The sequence below is a fragment of the Sulfitobacter sp. PR48 genome (genome assembly GCF_028807335.1).
GTDB lineage: Bacteria > Pseudomonadota > Alphaproteobacteria > Rhodobacterales > Rhodobacteraceae > Sulfitobacter.
The window spans coordinates 64,206-80,154 of record NZ_JARAMM010000011.1; the positions used below are offsets into that span (position 1 = coordinate 64,206).

Below are 15,949 nucleotides of genomic sequence, written 5' to 3' on the forward strand. Positions count from 1 at the left end.
GCTCAGACCCGAAACCGCAGAAGGCTGCGACGGTCGCCGCGCTGGATCAGCAGTTCAAACTGCCGCACCTGGCCACCGAACAGGGCCTGCAGATCCCCGGGGTGTTCGATCTCCACGCCATTGACCGACAGGATGATATCGCCGTTGCGCAGCCCGACCCGGGGGCCGAACCGGCCCGCGTCCATGACAACAACGCCCGTTGCCTCCAGCGGCAGGTTCAGCTCTGATATCACCGCCGGATTCACCCGTGCGATCCGCATGTCCGGCAGGATGCTGCGGGCGGGCAGCACCTCCTCGTCCCGCGCGGGCACATCCGGTGCGGCGATGAGCGAGACATCGGCCTCTTTCTCCTCCCCGCCCCGCAGGAAGCGCACCGGAGCCTGGCTGCCAAGGCCCGCAACGCTCATCCGGTAGATCATCTCATTGGGCGTATGCACCGGCGCGCCGCCCACATGGGTGATCACATCCCCCACCTGCAAACCGGCCTCCAGAAAGGGGCTGGCCGCATGCAGGCCCGAGATGATGATCCCCCCGGCCCGGTCCAGCCCCAGGGGCCCCGCCATGTCGCTGTCCACCGGCTGGCCGCTGATCCCGGCCCAGGGCCGGGCAAAGGCCACCTCACCCGCGCGGGCCTGCGTGACAAAGGCCTTGACCAGGTCGGCGGGGATGGCAAAGCCGATGCCATTGGACCCGCCCGACCGGGTCAGGATCGACGTGTTGATGCCGATCAGCTGCCCGGCCATGTCAATCAGCGCCCCGCCGGAATTGCCCGGGTTGATCGGCGCATCGGTCTGGATGAAATAGCCCAGCCCCGAATTGCCGCCCCCCGCACCGGAGCGCGCAAGCCCCGAAACGATGCCGCTGCTCACGGTCTGGCCCACACCGAAGGGATTGCCGATGGCCAATGCCAGTTCGCCCACTTCCACCGTCTCGCTGTCGCGCAGTTCAAGAAAGGGCAGCGGCGCCTCCGCATTGATCTTCAATATGGCCAGATCGGCCTCCGGATCCCCCAGCAAGACTTCCGCCGAATACTCCCGACGGTCGTTGAGCACGACGCGAATTTCCGTTGCCATGCCGACCACATGATAATTCGACACGACAATCCCGTCGGCGGAGAGGATCACACCCGAACCAAGCGAGTTCTGGACCCGGGGCCGTTCGGAAAACGGATCGCTGAAGAAACGCTCGAAAAACGGGTCGCTTTGCAGCGGTGTGCGGCGCGGGGCGGCCATGATCTTGGCATAGATATTGACCACCGCAGGTGTCGCCTGTTTGACCAGGGGCACGAAACTCAGCTGCATCTGGGCGGCGGATTGCGGCACCTGCTGGGCCAGCGCGGGTGCCGCCACGAGGGCAAGGATCATCAACAGATATCTCATGCCCCAGATATGCGCGGCGAGGGCGGAATGCGCAACTCCCCTGCTCTTTTTGGCAATAAATATCCCTGCACCACGGCAACAAAAAAAGCCCCGCCAGAAGGCAGGGCTTTCAACGCGCAAAATGCGCAAATTCTTATTCCGCGGCTTCTTCCGCTGACAGGCGGGCCTTGTCGCCTGCACCCTTGGCATCGCGGTCGCGGTCGACGAATTCGATGATCGCCATCGGCGCCATGTCGCCATAGCGGAAACCCGCCTTGAGAACGCGCACGTAACCGCCCTGGCGGTCCTTGTAGCGCGGGCCGAGAACGTCGAACAGTTTCGCCACATAGGCGTCCTGCTTGAGCTTCGCGGCCGCCTGACGGCGGGCGTGCAAATCGCCGCGCTTGGCCAGCGTGATCATCTTTTCGATGATCGGGCGCAGTTCCTTGGCCTTGGGCAGCGTTGTCTTGATCTGTTCATGCTCAATGAGCGAGCCTGCCATGTTTGCCCAGAGCGCCTTGCGGTGCTCATGTGTGCGGTTGAGGCGGCGGTATCCACGTGCGTGACGCATATTTCTTCTCCTAATGTGCCCTCTACGGGCGATTTTGCTTTGTCTGGCTGGCGTGCGTAGCGCCAACTCTCCTTGGGGTCAGCGTCACCCGGAGGGAGGCGCGTAACCCGGTCGTTGTCCGCCCTCGGGCGGGCAATGAAAGGGCAGGATGCCCGGGGTGCAAGGTGCGCAATAAATGCGCACCCTACGGGTTCTTAAAAGTTGTCTTCGAACTTCTTGGCCAGATCTTCGATGTTGTCTGGCGGCCAGTCCTCGACGTCCATGCCAAGGTGCAGACCCATGCCCGACAGCACTTCCTTGATCTCGTTCAGGGATTTGCGGCCAAAGTTCGGGGTGCGCAGCATTTCTGCTTCGGTCTTCTGGATCAGATCGCCGATGTAGACGATGTTGTCGTTCTTCAGGCAGTTTGCCGAACGCACCGAAAGCTCCAGCTCGTCGACTTTCTTGAGCAGCAGCGGGTTGAATTCCAGACCGTCGTCGTCGTCCTGACGGGAGGCTGATTCCGGCTCGTCGAAGTTGACGAAGATCCCCAGCTGATCCTGCAGGATGCGCGCGGCGAATGCCACGGCGTCATCCGGCGTGATCGACCCGTCGGTTTCCACCTTCATGGTCAGCTTGTCATAGTCCAGCACCTGGCCCTCACGGGTGGGCTGCACGTCATAGCTGACCTTCTTGACCGGCGAATAGATCGCGTCGATCGGGATCAGGCCGATGGGCGCATCTTCCGGCTTGTTCTTGTCAGCGCTGACATAACCTTTGCCGGTGTTGACGGTCAGTTCCATGTAGACGTCCGCGCCATCGTCGAGGTGACAGATGACGTGATCGCGGTTCAGGATCTCGATACCGGCGGATTCGCTGATGTCGCCTGCGGTGACAACACCCGGACCCTTGGCGGAGATCGACAGGCGCTTGGGCCCTTCGACTTCCATGCGGATCGAGACACCCTTGAGGTTCAGGACGATGTCGGTGACATCTTCGCGGACACCGGCAACCGAAGAGAATTCATGCAGCACGTTGTCGATCTGCACGGAGGAGATCGCGGCACCCTGAAGCGAGGACATCAGAACGCGGCGCAGCGCGTTGCCCATGGTCAGACCGAAACCGCGCTCCAGCGGTTCGGCAACCACGGTGGCCTGACGCGCGGGGTCGTTGCCCGGCTTTACGTCAAGCTGCTGTGGCTTGATCAGTTCGGCCCAGTTCTTATGGATCATGTGTCCCTCCATCCTAGTATCTGCCGCATGTCCGGTCGGCGGATACGCTCGAGGTTTCAAAAAAGCGGTATGGGGCCGCGTGAAAACACGCGGCCCCGTCAATAAAGTCGCGCTTAGACGCGGCGGCGCTTGGGCGGACGGCAGCCGTTGTGGGCCATCGGTGTCACATCACGGATCGAGGTGATGTTGAAACCGGCAGCCGCCAGGGCGCGCAGGGCGCTCTCACGGCCGGAACCCGGCCCCTGAACTTCGACTTCCAGAGTCTTCACGCCATGTTCCTGCGCCTTGCGGCCCGCATCCTCTGCAGCCATCTGGGCCGCATAGGGTGTGGATTTCCGCGAGCCTTTGAAACCGCATGTTCCGGCAGAGGACCAGCTGATCGCATTGCCCTGAACGTCGGAAATCAGGATCTTGGTGTTGTTGAAGCTCGAATTCACATGCGCCACACCTGCGGCGATGTTCTTGGAGACCTTGCGTTTGGTGCGTTTTGCATCGCGTGCCATGTTCTCAGCCCTCCCTTATTTCTTCTTGCCGGCAATGGCCTTTGCGGGGCCCTTGCGTGTGCGTGCGTTGGTATGGGTGCGCTGACCGCGAACCGGCAGGTTGCGGCGGTGGCGCAGGCCACGGTAGCAACCAAGGTCCATCAGGCGCTTGATGTTCATCTGCGTGTCACGACGCAGGTCACCTTCGACGGTGTAGTTTTCGTCGATGTGCTCGCGCACTTTCAGGACTTCAGCATCGCTGAGTTCGTTGACCCGGCGGGACAGATCGATGCCAACGGCTTCGCAGATCGCGCGGGCCGAAGAGTTGCCGATACCGGTGATATATGTGAGGGCGATGGGAACCCGCTTTGCAGTCGGGATGTTAACGCCGGCAATACGTGCCACGTGTCATATTCCTTTTCGTTGCGGGTCCGTCATCCCGGACCCTTTTTTCACAACATAAGCCCGATGCGATTTGGGCGCGTCGGGCCTGGCTGATCAGGTGATCTTGCGGAACTGAGAAACCCCCTTGCCGCAAATTGATTCGTCGTCAAGATACGGCTGGTTACGGGCAATCCGGACAAGGGTCAAGGCACGAACTGCCCGATGGGCCCGCTTCCGCCACATGCAAGCGGTTTTGCCGGACACAGCGGGGTTTCGCGAACCCGATCGGGGTTTCCCGCCAGGTCAGATCACGGCGCAGAGCAAACGCGCCTCATAGGCCCGTACAGTGGGCCGAACGGTCTTCCACATGCCACGCAAGATACTGCTGCGCAATTCGGGAAACAGGCGGAACAGCTCGCGCCGGGTGGGTTCGTCCACCGTGCCGACTGCCCGGTCGCCTGGATTGAAGCTCTCGGTTTCGCTGCCCGCCGCAAAGACGATTTCGTGCCGGTCACACATGAAATGCCAGTATTCGACCTCCGCCAGGTCGCGCACCTCCTGGATCGCTGAGCCATCGACAAGATGGCGGGCGGCCACCAGCGCCTGATCTGTTGCCAGCAGCAATTCGCAGCGGGATCCGGAGAACAGGAAGCGATGGGCGGGCGACACCATGATTTCGCAGAGCGGCAGGCCCTGCCCCAGCGCACCGGGGCGCAAGCGGATGGGGGCAAGTGCCGCGTTTTCGGGGGTCAGGGCGACGCGCGTGGTCGCGATCCAGCGAATCGCCTGGGCGCCATTGTCCAGGGTCGTCACCATGTCGCCCGGACGCAGGTTCTCTACCGCCACTTCCCCGTCCGGCGTGCGGATCGGCGTGCCACGGCAGAAACAGACAATCTCGTCCGGGTTGGCGGATGCGATATCCGACAGCTCCAGTTCCCCGTTGCCGCCCGGCAGCACATCGCGCCCCTGCACGAATGTGGCGGTCCCGGCATCGGCAAAGCCGCCAAGGTCGATAACGAACCTGGAGCCGCCGAAAAGGCCGAAGATGATGTAGTCGTCCCCGGCACCTGTATTGTTATAGGCATCCGGCGTCGAGAAATTGGCAGAGATAAGCGGTGTGGCCGACGGCACCAGCGTGCCGGAAGCGTTCGGAACGGCGGCGTGGATCGCAAAGAACTGGCCATTGCCAATGGTTTCACCCTCCCCCTGAGTGCGGATCAGGAAGAAGCGGGAGGTCTCGTCGCCCAGCGTCTTGATGCCATTCAGCCTGATGGTCGAGGTGCCACCGGGAAAGGTGACATGCGCGGTCGAGAACTTCGCAATCTGGTTGCCGGAAAGGAGGAACTGCTCGCCTGACATTCTGCCCGCACCTTGAAGGGGTCTGACGCCCCTGTTCGGCCCACGATTCTTCGTGGATCCGATTCAACGATCAGTCAAATTCATGGCAAATTGATGGCGAAACAGACGGTGCCACGGCGCGCAGACGGAATAATCCCGCGCGCCGGTCCACGGATCAGATGCGGGAGACAGTCCCGTCAGGAATCCAGAGTCGCGGAAATGCTGCGCTGCACATCCTCGATGGCACCCAGGCCATCCACACCGCGCAGCAGTCCCTTGGCGTGGTAATAGCCGATCAGCGGCGAGGTCTGTTTGTAATAGGCCATCAGGCGCACCTTCAGGCTTTCGGCATTGTCATCCGCGCGCACCGGCTGGCCTGCCTTGCGGGCCTCTTCGGCGCGGCCGACGATGCGGTCTACCAGAACATCATCATCGACCTGCAGTTCCACGGCATGTTCGATGGTTTGGCCCACCTCTTCCATCAGGAGCGACAGCGCATCGGCCTGCGCCAGCGTCCGGGGGAATCCGTCAAAGATGAAACCGCCCTTGTTGTCGCCTTCCAGCTTTTCGCGGATCAGGCCGATCACGATCTCATCGGTGACCAGATCGCCACGCGCCATGACATCGGCGACCATCTTGCCCATCTCGGTGCCTGAATCCTTGGCCTCGCGCAGCATGTCACCGGTGGAAAGCTGAACCATGTTGCGGGTTTCAACCAGATGGCGTGCTTGCGTGCCTTTGCCGGCGCCCGGCGGTCCAAGGAGAATAATGTTCATCGGCGTACGGGGCTCCGTTTCTTGCGTGGTTTTCCTTTGCCGGCACCTTTACCGCGCAACTGAGATTTTTCGAGTAGACCTTCGTACTGATGCGCGAGCAGGTGGCTCTGAACCTGCTGGATCGTATCCATGGTCACAGAGACAACGATCAGCACCGATGTGCCGCCGAAATAGAAGGGGATCGCGAATTGACCACGCAGCACCTCTGGCAGGACACAGACCAGCGCCAGATAGGCAGAACCCAGAACCAGGATGCGGTTCACCACGTATTCAAGATATTCCGCTGTCTTCTTGCCCGGACGGATGCCGGGGACAAAACCGTTCTGGCTTTTCAGGTTTTCGGCAACTTCGTCAGGTTTGAAGCTGACGTTGAACGTATAGAAATACGCAAAGAAGACGATCATCGAGATGAAGAACAGCAGGTAAAGCGGCTGACCGGGGCCGAAGTTCGCCAGCAGGATCGACATGATCGGACCGGTGGAATTGCCCGAGAATGTGCTGATCGTGACCGGCAGCAGCAGCAGTGAAGAGGCAAAGATCGCCGGGATCACGCCCGCCGGGTTCACCTTGACCGGCAGGTGGCTGGACCCGCCGTCATACATTTTCATCCCGACCTGGCGGCGGGGATACTGGATGTGGATCTTGCGCAGCGCACGTTCCATGAACACGACGAACATGATCGTGAGCACCACCATGACCAGCACACCGATGATCACCGCCGGGCTGATCGCGCCGGACCGGCCAGAGGCAAAGAACTGTGCAATCGCGGCAGGAACCTCGGCGATGATGCCGACAAAGATGATCAGCGAAATGCCGTTGCCGATCCCGCGCGAGGTGATCTGTTCACCCAGCCACATCAGGAACATGGTGCCGCCGACCAGCGTGATCATGCAGGCAATGCGGAAATAAAGCCCCGGATCGGCGGCAATGTCGCCCGCCTCCAGGCTGACCGCCAGCCCATAGGCCTGCAGGGTCGCCAGCGCCACCGTGCCGTAACGTGTGTATTGGTTGATCTTCTTGCGCCCCTGTTCGCCCTCTTTCTTGAGCTGCTCAAGCGCGGGCACCATCGAGGTCATCAGTTGTACGATGATCGAGGCCGAGATATAGGGCATGATCCCAAGGGCAAAGATACCCATCCGTCCCAGCGCCCCGCCGGTGAACATGGACACCATGCCGCCGATCCCCTGGCCCGCGCTTTCCATGAAATCGCGCAGCGCCTGACCGTCAATCCCCGGCACCGGAATGAAGGTGCCCAACCGGTAGACGATCAGCAAACCCAGCGTGAACAGGATCCGGTTGCGCAGGTCTGTCGCCTTGCCCAATGCGGACCAGCTGGTGTTGGCGGCCATGTTTTCGACGGCTGATACCATGAGGGGTCTCTTTTATTGTTATGCAAACGCCGCCCCGGCCGTTTTCCGGCGGGCGGCGTTCTGGGAAAACTCGAAGGAACATGTAAGCGGGTCGCGGCCCGCTCACAAGTCTTAAGGTCCGATTACTCGGCTGCTGCCGCCGCAGGTGCTGTGACGGTCAGGGTGCCGCCCGCTTTTTCCACCGCTTCAACGGCAGATTTGGACGCGCCTGCAACCTGCAGGTCGACCTTGGACGTGATGTCGCCCTTGGCCAGCACGCGAATGCCGTCCAGTTCGCGACGCACCAGACCGGATGCAACCAGCGCGGCGGCGTCGATCGCCTTGCCTGCGTCCAGTTTCTTGGCGTCGATGAATTTCTGGATCAGGCCCAGGTTCACAACGGCAAAGCTCTTGCGGTTCGGCTTGTTGAAGCCACGCTTGGGCAGACGTTGGTAGAGCGGCATCTGGCCGCCTTCGTAGCCATTGATCGACACGCCGGAACGGGATTTTTGACCCTTGATACCACGGCCACCCATCTTGCCCTTGCCAGAGCCGGGGCCACGGGCAACGCGCATGCGTTTCTTGGATGCGCCCGGATTGTCGGAAAGTTCATTCAGTTTCATGTCGCTTCTCCTTTTGCCGGAATTGGCCCCCAGCGACGGGAGCGGCCAAACGCGGCGTTTACGAATCTATAGCGGACGCGTCAAGCGTCCACCGGGGGCGTATAGACGAGCACCGGCGCAGGATCAAGCGGGGTTGCACATTGCCCCGCGCGGACCGCACGTCACAGCTTGCGGGCCACGACGAAATGACTGGGTGGTGCGGCCGGGTAATTCCCGGTCTCGATAATCTCGAACCCCGCTTCTTCGATGGTGCGGTCCAGATCGGCGATCCTGAGAAAGCGGACAAAGGGGGCCTTGCCGATCAGCTGCATCACCGGCAGGACCAAGCGCCAGATGCCCGGCTTCTCACCCAGACAGACGGTCTTGGTGATCAGCAACCCGCCCTTGGCGGTCTGGTCCGCCAGTCCCGCCAGCGCGCCCTGCAGGTCCTCCACCAGGTGCAACAGGTTCAACCCCATCACCACGTCAAAGGGGCCGCCCGCGTCGACACCGCGCCCGACCGCCATCGTGCTGAAGGTCACATTGCCAACCTCTTGCGCCTGCGCCTTGCCTTTCGCGATGTCGATCATCGCCTGCGACAGATCCGTCGCATGCAATTGATCAACCTGTGGGGCCAGTGTCAGCGCAGTCGACCCTGTGCCGCAGCCGACCTCCAGCACCCTGTCCTGCTGGCGCAGGTAAGACCGGATGCGGTCCAGCGTCTGGGCATAGGCCGCTTCATCCCTGACGGGCTGGCGGGCGTATTTCCTGGCGGCACCATCCCAGAATTTCGCACTTGGCTTCATCTTCGTCTCCCTCAGCTTGCCACTCTCTGTGTTGTCACTGGGTAATTCATACGCATATGCAAGGTAATTGTGGAAATATGCAGTTTCGATATACGATATTGCATGGATAACGCCCAGATGAGCTTTGACTGGAACCGGGGCCGCGCCTTTCTGGCGACGGCTGAACATGGGTCGCTCTCTGCCGCCGCCCGGGCGCTTGGCCTGACCCAACCGACCCTCAGCCGGCAGGTCGCGGGGCTGGAACAGGACCTGGGCGTGCTGCTGTTCGACCGTGTCGGCAAGACCCTGCAACTGACCGACGCGGGGCGCGACATGCTGGATCATTTCAAACGCATGGGCGCTGCCGCCGAGCGGATATCCCTGACCGCCTCCGGGCGGTCGACCTCGGTCGAGGGGCATGTGTCGATCAGCGCCAGCGACGTGACCGCCGCGCTTCTGCTGCCGGAAACGCTGGCCCTGCTGCGCCACACGGCCCCCGGCATCACGGTAGAGGTCGTCGCCTCCAACGCGCTGAGCGACCTCAGGCGTCGCGAGGCCGATATTGCCATCCGCCATGTGCGCCCCACGCAACACGACCTGACCGCCAAGCTGCTGTTCCAGACCCGCGCCCATTGCTATGCCGCGCAAAGCTATGCCGAAGAATACGGCCTGCCCCGCAGCATCGCGGATTTCGCCCGGGCGCGCATGATCGGCTATGGCGAACCGGCGCAGATGCTGCCGCAGATCGCCGCGCTGAAACTGCCACTGACCACCGCCAATTTTGTCCATTGGTCCGAAAGCGGCGTCGTCGGCTGGGAAATGGTGCGCCATGGGCTGGGCATGGGCCTGATGTCCGAAACCCTTGGCGCCCGGACGACAGGGGTTGTGCCGGTCCTGCCGGATCTGGTTCCGGAAATCATCTTTCCCACCTGGCTGGTGGCGCACCGGGAATTGCACAGCAATCCGCGCATCCGGCTGGTGTTCGACTTTCTCGCCGATCATCTGCCACGCTGACAGCTCTCGACACTGCGGGGCGGCGCGGTATCCTGACCCGGCCTTCATTCTCTCGGAGTATTCCCGATGCCGCTACGCCCGCTCGATACCGACCCTGCCCTGTGCCTGATCAATGGCCAGTGGCAGCCCCCCGCAGGTGGCGCGACCTTGCCGCTGACCAACCCGTCGGACGGCAGCGCGCTGTGCGAGATCGCGCGCGGCACGGCGGAGGATATTGACCGGGCCGTCGCAGCGGCAACGGCGGCACATGCCGGGGCCTGGGGCCGCGCAACCGCGCTGGAACGGGGGCGCATCCTGTCGCGGATCGGCGCATTGGTTCTGGAAAACGCCGACGAACTGGCGCGGCTTGAGGCATTGGACGTGGGCAAACCCCTGAAACAGGCCCTCGCGGATGTGAACGCCCTGGCCCGCTACATGGAGTTCTATGCGGGTGCCGTGGACAAGCTGCATGGCACGACCATCCCCTATCTCGACGGCTATACCGTCTATACCCTGCGCGAGGCGCATGGGGTCACCGGGCATATCATCCCCTGGAACTACCCGATGCAGATCATCGGCCGGTCGGTCGGTGCCGCCCTGGCCACCGGCAATGCCGCCGTGCTGAAACCGGCGGAAGAAGCCTGCCTGACCGCACTGGCCTTTGGCGAGCTGGCGCGGCGGGCGGGCCTGCCCGATGGCGCGCTGAACGTGGTGCCGGGGCTGGGGGCCGAGGCAGGCGCGGCGCTGGCCGGGCATCCCGGCGTGCAACACGTCTCCTTCACCGGCTCTGTCGGGGTCGGCAAGCTGATCCAGAAGGCGGCAGGTGACAATGTGGTGCCGGTCACGCTGGAACTGGGGGGCAAATCGCCGCAGCTGGTCTTTGACGATGCCGATATTGACGCCGCCCTGCCCTTCCTTGTCAACGCGGGCATCCAGAACGCGGGCCAGACCTGTTCCGCCTCTTCGCGCATCCTGGTGCAGCACGGTGTCTATGACCGCGTTGTCAGCGCCATGGCCGAACGCTATGCCGCGCTGCGGGTCGGTCCTGCCCTGAGTGATCTGGACGTGGGGCCGCTGATCTCGACCCGGCAGCGCGATATCGTGCGCGGGTTCCTCGAACGCGGCAGCGATCTGGAAATTGCGGCGCAGGCCACCCTTTGCGATCTGCCAGAGAACGGGGCCTATGTTGCCCCCACCCTCTTTGCCGGGGTCGCGGCGGATCACCCGCTGGCGCAGGACGAGATTTTTGGCCCCGTGCAGGTCATCATCCCCTTCGAGGATGAGGCCGAGGCGCTGGCCATCGCCAATGGCACCGACTACGGGCTTGTCGCTTCGGTCTGGACGCGGGATGGCGCACGGCAAATGCGGCTGGCACGCGCCTTGCACGCGGGTCAGGTGTTCCTGAACAACTATGGTGCCGGCGGCGGGGTGGAACTGCCTTTTGGCGGAACCGGGCTGTCGGGCCATGGCCGCGAAAAGGGGTTCGAGGCGCTCTACGGGTTCACCTCGCTCAAGACCGTGGCGGCCTTTCACGGGTAGTGAAATACAAAACGCCCCGCAGCAACCTGCGGGGCGTCTGATACTGGTGCCGGGGTTTTCGAAAACCCCGGTCCTGTCTTTCAGAAAACCGGTTACCCTTTTTCTTCGATGATCTCGACCATATGGGGGATCGAATTGATCATGCCGCGCACGGAAGGCGTGTCTTCCAGCTCGCGGGTGCGGTTCATCTTGTTCAGACCCAGACCGATCAGCGTGGCACGCTGTTTTGCGGGGCGGCGGATCGGCGAACCGATTTGCTTTACGACAATGGTTTTCGCCATGGTTTAGGCCTCCTCGGCTACTTGCGAAGATGTTTCAACGGCATCTTCACGCTTGGGCAGAATGTCCGCGACCTTCTTGCCGCGACGCTGCGCCACGGAACGGGGCGACTGCTCTTTGCGCAGGCCGTCCATGGTGGCGCGGATCATGTTGTAGGGGTTCTGCGAACCGATGGACTTGGACACAACATCCTTCACGCCCAGCATTTCGAAAACGGCACGCATCGGACCACCGGCGATGATCCCGGTACCTTCCGGTGCGCTGCGCATCACGACCTTGCCCGCGCCGTGACGGCCGGCCATGTCGTGGTGCAGAGTGCGGCCTTCGCGCAGTTGAACGCGGATCATCTGGCGCTTGGCCTGCTCTGTGGCCTTGCGGATCGCCTCGGGGACTTCCTTGGCCTTACCCTTGCCAAAGCCGACGCGGCCTTTCTGGTCGCCGACAACGACAAGTGCGGCAAAGCCAAAGCGCTTACCACCCTTGACGGTCTTGGACACGCGGTTGATCGCCACAAGGCGGTCTGCAAATTCCGGGGTCTCTTCGCGCTGGTTGCGGCGGTTGCCCCCACGGTTGTCATCTCTGGCCATTTGCGGCCTCCTTGTTCTGCGGGCCTGTGCCCTGTTTGGTCAATCCAGGTGGGCGTGTGGCCCCCGGATCATCGAAGGTGCGCAGTGAATGCGCACCCTACAGCTTTTTTGATCGTAGGGTGCGCATTCACTGCGCACCGCCACTTAGATTTTCAGACCGCCTTCGCGGGCCGCATCTGCAAGCGCCTTCACCTTGCCGTGGAACAGGAAACCGCCCCGGTCAAAGTATGCTTCTTCCACGCCGGCCTTCTTGGCACGCTCCGCAATCGCCGCACCAACCTTGGTTGCCGCGTCGATGTTGTTCTTGCCGACCACGCCCAGATCCTTTTCCAGGGAGGAGGCGGAAGCTATTGTCTTGCCAGCCACATCGTCGATCAGCTGAACGCTGATGTTCTTGGAAGACCGGTGCACGCTGAGGCGCAGGCGCCCGGCGTTGACGCGGCGAAGCTTGTTCCGAACGCGCAGGCGGCGTTTGATAAACAACTGTCTTTTCGTGTTTGCCATCTTTGCGTTCCTTACTTCTTCTTGCCTTCTTTGCGGAAGATGAACTCGCCCTTGTAGCGGATGCCCTTGCCCTTGTAGGGCTCGGGCTTGCGCCACGCGCGGATGTTCGAAGCAACCTGACCAACAAGCTGTTCGTCAATGCCTTCCACAACGATTTCGGTCTGCTTGGGCGCAGAGACGGTCACGCCTTCGGGCGCAACATAGTCCACGTCATGCGACAGGCCGAGGTTCAGTTTCAGAGTGTTGCCGGTCATCGCGGCACGATAACCAACACCCTGGATTTCCAGCTCTTTCTTGAAGCCGTCGGTCACACCGGTGACGAGGTTCGCCACCATGGTGCGGGACATGCCCCACTGCTGGCGCGCGCGCTTGGACTTGCCGCGCGGCGTCACGGTGATCACATTATCCTCGACCGTGATGGTGACATCGTCGGTCGCCTTGAAGCTGCGGGTCCCCTTGGGGCCTTTCACTTCGACGGTCTGGCCGGAAACGGACGCGGAAACACCGCTGGGCAGTGCGACCGGTTTTTTACCAATACGAGACATCGAATTCTCCTTAGAATACGGTGCAGAGCACTTCGCCGCCAACATTGGCAGTCCGTGCAGCAGCATCCGACATCACACCCTTGGGGGTGGAGACAATCGACACACCCAGACCCTGACGGACCTGCGGGATGTCATTGGCGCCCATGTAGACGCGGCGACCGGGCTTGGAAACCCGCTTCAGCTCGCGAATGACAGGTTCACCCTCGTAGTACTTCAGGCTGATTTCGATGGCGGGGTGGCCGTCGGCGCCCGTCATCTTTTCATAGCCGCGAATGTAGCCTTCGTCGGCCAGCACATCCAGCACCCAGGCACGCAGCTTGGACGCCGGTGTCATGACGGTGGACTTGCCGCGCATCTGGCTGTTGCGGATGCGTGTCAGCATATCTGCGATAGGATCGTTCATCTGATGCGCTCCTTACCAGCTCGACTTGACCATGCCGGGGATCTGGCCCGAGGAGCCGAGATCACGCAGCGCGATACGCGAGATTTTGAGTTTACGGTAATAGGCGTGCGGACGGCCCGTCAGCTGGCAGCGGTTGTGCAGACGCACGGCGCTGGAGTTGCGGGGCAGTTTCGCCAGCTTCAGGGAGGCGCGGAAACGCTCTTCCATCGGCTTGCTTTCATCGCTGATGATCTCTTTCAGCGCGGCACGCTTTGCTGCGTATTTCTTGACCAGTGCTTCACGCTTCTTTTCGCGTGCGATCATGGATTTCTTAGCCATATCTAATCCTTCCCCGCGCTCAGGAGTTGAAAGGCATGTTGAAGGCTTTCAACAATGCTTTCGCTTCTGCGTCGGTTTTCGCCGTTGTGGCGATGACGATGTCCATACCCCAGGTCTCATCGACCTTGTCGAAATCGATTTCGGGGAACACGATGTGCTCTTTCAGGCCCATGGCATAGTTGCCGCGGCCGTCGAAAGACTTGCCCGAGATACCGCGGAAGTCGCGGATACGGGGCATTGCGATCGTGATCAGACGATCCAGGAATTCATACATGCGCTCACCGCGCAGGGTCACTTTCGCGCCCAGCGGCATGTCTTCACGCACACGGAAACCGGCGATGGATTTCTTGGCCACGGTGGTCATGGCTTTCTGGCCTGCGATCGCGGTCAGGTCTTCCTGCGCGCTCTTGGCCTTCTTGCTGTCACGCACGGCTTCGGCACCACAACCGATGTTCAGCACGATCTTGTCGAGGCGCGGAATCATCATGTCGTTCTTGTAGCCGAACTCTTCACGCATCTTGGCGCGGATCTCGTCGCGGTAGACGCTCAGAAGACGGGGTGTGTAGGTTGCAGTATCAAGCATCGATCACGTCCCCCGTGGTTTTTGCAAAGCGCACTTTCTTGTCGCCTTCGATTTTGAAGCCCACGCGTGTCGCCTTGCCATTGGCATCGACGATGGCGAGGTTGCTCAGGTCGATCGGCATCGCCTTGGGGATGCGGCCGCCCTGGCTTTCCTGGGACTGGCGTGTGGCGCGGATGGAAATGTTGATCCCGTCCACAACGGCCTTGCCGGATTTCGGGTCAACAGACGTGATCGAACCCGTCTTGCCCTTGTCCTTGCCTGCCAGAACGATGACCTTGTCACCTTTGCGAAGTTTAGCAGCCATTACAGCACCTCCGGCGCAAGCGAGATGATCTTCATGAAGTTCTTGCCGCGCAACTCGCGCACAACCGGGCCAAAGATACGTGTACCGATCGGCTCGTTGTTGTTGTTCAGGATGACGGCGGCGTTACGGTCGAAGCGGATGGCGGTGCCATCGTCACGACGTACTTCCTTGGCGGTGCGAACAACGACGGCCTTGCGGACGTCGCCCTTTTTCACACGACCGCGGGGGATGGCTTCCTTGACCGACACGACAATGATGTCGCCGACGGACGCGTACTTACGCTTGGAACCACCCAGGACCTTGATGCACTGAACACGGCGTGCGCCGCTGTTGTCAGCAACATCCAGGTTGGTCTGCATCTGGATCATTTGGTTTCTCCCGACCTTTGGGGGGCGATGCGTGCCTTGTCCCCAGGGTTTCGATTAACGGTTGGTGCTTCAGGCCTCAGCGGTCTGCAGCACTTCCCAACGTTTGGTTTTCGACTTTGGTGCACATTCGATGATGCGGACACTGTCGCCCACCTTGAATGTGTTGTTCTCATCGTGCGCCCGGTACTTCTTGGACTTACGGATGGTCTTTTTCAGAACCGGGTGCGTGAAACGGCGTTCCACGGAAACGGTGACTGTCTGTTCGTTTGCGTCGGAGGTCACGACACCGGACAAGATACGCTTGGGCATAGGTGCTCTCCTTATTCCGCAGCAGCCGCTTGAGCGGCCTTTTGGTTCAACACTGTTTTCACACGGGCGACGTCACGTTTGACGGTACGCAGACGCGCGGGGTTTTCCAGCTGGCCGGTGGCTTGCTGGAAGCGCAGGTTGAAGGCTTCTTTCTTCAGATTGACAAGCTCGTCCCGGAGCTGATCCGGCGTCTTGTCATGCAGTTCCTTGGCGTTCATTGACGCTTTCCTTTCAACATCACCAGCAGGCCCCTAAAGGGTGACCATGATTCTGGTGGAGTTCATGATGAAGGGTGCCAATACGCCGGGAGCCGATTTAACGCAACCCCTGTTGTCGGATTGGGCCATTTTGCGTGGCAAAG

At 61.4% G+C, this 15,949-nt stretch carries 23 protein-coding genes; 2 read left to right on the top strand and 21 right to left on the bottom strand.

Annotated elements, in window-relative coordinates; genetic code table 11:
* Window positions 1-2: 2 nt before the first annotated feature.
* The 10 genes from PVW51_RS15390 to PVW51_RS15435 form a co-directional block, all read right to left on the bottom strand.
* Window positions 3-1,379: a trypsin-like peptidase domain-containing protein gene (locus tag PVW51_RS15390; protein WP_274575927.1), complete on the bottom strand. Its 1,377-nt coding sequence runs from the start codon at window positions 1,377-1,379 to the stop codon at window positions 3-5.
* 133 nt (window positions 1,380-1,512) lie between these two features.
* A complete protein-coding gene (gene rplQ / locus PVW51_RS15395) occupies window positions 1,513-1,929 on the bottom strand; it encodes a 50S ribosomal protein L17 (protein WP_269365864.1) in 417 nt (138 codons plus the stop codon).
* 194 nt (window positions 1,930-2,123) lie between these two features.
* Window positions 2,124-3,140, bottom strand: a complete 1,017-nt coding sequence (locus PVW51_RS15400; RefSeq protein WP_067296727.1) for a DNA-directed RNA polymerase subunit alpha — start codon at window positions 3,138-3,140, stop codon at window positions 2,124-2,126.
* Window positions 3,141-3,253: 113 nt separating this feature from the next.
* Window positions 3,254-3,643, bottom strand: coding sequence for a 30S ribosomal protein S11 (gene rpsK, locus PVW51_RS15405; RefSeq protein WP_067296725.1), 390 nt, complete (start codon window positions 3,641-3,643; stop codon window positions 3,254-3,256).
* A 15-nt stretch (window positions 3,644-3,658) separates the two neighbouring features.
* Window positions 3,659-4,027 carry a 30S ribosomal protein S13 gene (rpsM, locus tag PVW51_RS15410; protein WP_067296723.1) on the bottom strand — a complete coding sequence of 123 codons (369 nt, stop codon included), beginning with the start codon at window positions 4,025-4,027 and terminating at the stop codon, window positions 3,659-3,661.
* Between the two features lie 282 nt (window positions 4,028-4,309).
* Entirely contained in the window at window positions 4,310-5,365 is a 1,056-nt protein-coding gene (locus PVW51_RS15415; RefSeq protein ID WP_274575931.1) for a Hint domain-containing protein, read from the bottom strand.
* Between the two features lie 176 nt (window positions 5,366-5,541).
* A complete protein-coding gene (locus tag PVW51_RS15420) occupies window positions 5,542-6,120 on the bottom strand; it encodes an adenylate kinase (protein WP_269365858.1) in 579 nt (192 codons plus the stop codon).
* Window positions 6,117-7,490: a preprotein translocase subunit SecY gene (secY, locus tag PVW51_RS15425; protein WP_269365857.1), complete on the bottom strand. Its 1,374-nt coding sequence runs from the start codon at window positions 7,488-7,490 to the stop codon at window positions 6,117-6,119. Before secY ends, PVW51_RS15420 begins: the two co-directional genes overlap by 4 nt.
* Window positions 7,491-7,612: 122 nt before the next feature.
* Window positions 7,613-8,092: a 50S ribosomal protein L15 gene (gene rplO / locus PVW51_RS15430; protein ID WP_269365855.1), complete on the bottom strand. Its 480-nt coding sequence runs from the start codon at window positions 8,090-8,092 to the stop codon at window positions 7,613-7,615.
* 161 nt (window positions 8,093-8,253) lie between these two features.
* The gene (locus PVW51_RS15435) at window positions 8,254-8,877 is read right to left on the bottom strand and encodes a class I SAM-dependent methyltransferase (RefSeq protein WP_274575941.1); all 624 of its coding nucleotides are present in this window, start codon (window positions 8,875-8,877) and stop codon (window positions 8,254-8,256) included.
* A 102-nt stretch (window positions 8,878-8,979) separates the two neighbouring features.
* Between PVW51_RS15435 and PVW51_RS15440 the strand changes: the two genes are divergently transcribed.
* Both PVW51_RS15440 and PVW51_RS15445 read left to right on the top strand, forming a co-directional pair.
* On the top strand, window positions 8,980-9,870 hold the full coding sequence (locus tag PVW51_RS15440) for a LysR family transcriptional regulator (protein WP_274575943.1): 891 nt from the start codon (window positions 8,980-8,982) through the stop codon (window positions 9,868-9,870).
* Between the two features lie 66 nt (window positions 9,871-9,936).
* A complete protein-coding gene (locus PVW51_RS15445; RefSeq protein WP_274575945.1) occupies window positions 9,937-11,388 on the top strand; it encodes an aldehyde dehydrogenase family protein in 1,452 nt (483 codons plus the stop codon).
* Window positions 11,389-11,480: 92 nt separating this feature from the next.
* Here the strand turns inward: PVW51_RS15445 and rpmD are convergent, their stop codons facing one another.
* The 11 genes from rpmD to rpmC form a co-directional block, all read right to left on the bottom strand.
* A complete protein-coding gene (gene rpmD / locus PVW51_RS15450) occupies window positions 11,481-11,669 on the bottom strand; it encodes a 50S ribosomal protein L30 (protein ID WP_114273606.1) in 189 nt (62 codons plus the stop codon).
* Window positions 11,670-11,672: 3 nt separating this feature from the next.
* Window positions 11,673-12,254, bottom strand: coding sequence for a 30S ribosomal protein S5 (gene rpsE / locus PVW51_RS15455; RefSeq protein ID WP_114273607.1), 582 nt, complete (start codon window positions 12,252-12,254; stop codon window positions 11,673-11,675).
* A 144-nt stretch (window positions 12,255-12,398) separates the two neighbouring features.
* Entirely contained in the window at window positions 12,399-12,758 is a 360-nt protein-coding gene (gene rplR, locus PVW51_RS15460) for a 50S ribosomal protein L18 (RefSeq protein WP_114273608.1), read from the bottom strand.
* Window positions 12,759-12,769: 11 nt separating this feature from the next.
* Complete coding sequence (rplF, locus tag PVW51_RS15465) at window positions 12,770-13,303, bottom strand: 50S ribosomal protein L6 (RefSeq protein ID WP_269365847.1); 534 nt, start codon at window positions 13,301-13,303, stop codon at window positions 12,770-12,772.
* A 10-nt stretch (window positions 13,304-13,313) separates the two neighbouring features.
* The gene (gene rpsH / locus PVW51_RS15470; RefSeq protein WP_067296696.1) at window positions 13,314-13,706 is read right to left on the bottom strand and encodes a 30S ribosomal protein S8; all 393 of its coding nucleotides are present in this window, start codon (window positions 13,704-13,706) and stop codon (window positions 13,314-13,316) included.
* A gap of 12 nt (window positions 13,707-13,718) precedes the next feature.
* Window positions 13,719-14,024: a 30S ribosomal protein S14 gene (rpsN, locus tag PVW51_RS15475; protein WP_114273610.1), complete on the bottom strand. Its 306-nt coding sequence runs from the start codon at window positions 14,022-14,024 to the stop codon at window positions 13,719-13,721.
* A 19-nt stretch (window positions 14,025-14,043) separates the two neighbouring features.
* Window positions 14,044-14,607, bottom strand: coding sequence for a 50S ribosomal protein L5 (gene rplE, locus PVW51_RS15480; protein WP_269365843.1), 564 nt, complete (start codon window positions 14,605-14,607; stop codon window positions 14,044-14,046).
* On the bottom strand, window positions 14,600-14,911 hold the full coding sequence (gene rplX / locus PVW51_RS15485) for a 50S ribosomal protein L24 (protein ID WP_067296689.1): 312 nt from the start codon (window positions 14,909-14,911) through the stop codon (window positions 14,600-14,602). Before rplX ends, rplE begins: the two co-directional genes overlap by 8 nt.
* Window positions 14,911-15,279 carry a 50S ribosomal protein L14 gene (rplN, locus tag PVW51_RS15490; protein WP_067296687.1) on the bottom strand — a complete coding sequence of 123 codons (369 nt, stop codon included), beginning with the start codon at window positions 15,277-15,279 and terminating at the stop codon, window positions 14,911-14,913. Before rplN ends, rplX begins: the two co-directional genes overlap by 1 nt.
* A gap of 69 nt (window positions 15,280-15,348) precedes the next feature.
* Complete coding sequence (gene rpsQ, locus PVW51_RS15495; protein WP_269365841.1) at window positions 15,349-15,588, bottom strand: 30S ribosomal protein S17; 240 nt, start codon at window positions 15,586-15,588, stop codon at window positions 15,349-15,351.
* A gap of 11 nt (window positions 15,589-15,599) precedes the next feature.
* On the bottom strand, window positions 15,600-15,806 hold the full coding sequence (rpmC, locus tag PVW51_RS15500; protein ID WP_269365840.1) for a 50S ribosomal protein L29: 207 nt from the start codon (window positions 15,804-15,806) through the stop codon (window positions 15,600-15,602).
* Between the last annotated feature and the right edge of the window lie 143 nt (window positions 15,807-15,949).